Origin of the sequence: Sutterella parvirubra YIT 11816 (assembly GCF_000250875.1) — a bacterium.
GTDB lineage: Bacteria > Pseudomonadota > Gammaproteobacteria > Burkholderiales > Burkholderiaceae_F > Sutterella > Sutterella parvirubra.
Genome location: NZ_JH604838.1, coordinates 1 through 520, shown reverse-complemented (window position 1 = coordinate 520; position 520 = coordinate 1). Strand labels below are relative to the sequence as shown.

General features: G+C 57.9%; 1 pseudogene. It reads left to right on the top strand.

Annotated elements, in window-relative coordinates:
* Positions 1–37: 37 nt before the first annotated feature.
* Positions 38–520: pseudogene (locus HMPREF9440_RS00295) on the top strand (hypothetical protein); the annotation flags it as partial.

Genomic DNA, 520 nt, shown 5'->3' with positions numbered 1-520 from the left:
TCTGAGGGGTCAACGTGGCAAAAACTCGTGCCCCAAAATGCAAAAAGTCCACGTTTCCAGTCATGCTCTCGGGTTTCCAGACCAACAGAGAGCACAAATGCTAAACATGGACCAAGTCGATCATATCAACAAACTCATTCATCGTGCCGGCTTCACGATCTCCCGAGTCTCCCGAGAGCTCGGGGTTGACCGTAAAACGGTCCGCAAGTACGCGTCCAGGCCCGTTCAGATCCCCGAGACCATCAAGGTGAAGCGGAACACGGCGGCCAAGGCGTTCATCCCTGCCATCGAGGATCTCCTTCATAGGCAGACCCCCGTCACCAATCCAAAGCAGCGTCTCACGGCGAAGCGCATCCACAGCATCCTCCTTGAGGGGCGCGAGGATCTCGAGCTTCCGGATGCTCCCGTCCCTTCGATCCGAACGATTGAACGGTTGGTGCGTGCGGCCAGGGAGAAGCTCAATCTGGATCGGAAGAACGCCCTCTCCGTCCGCCTTGAGCACGCACCCGGATCGGCTCAG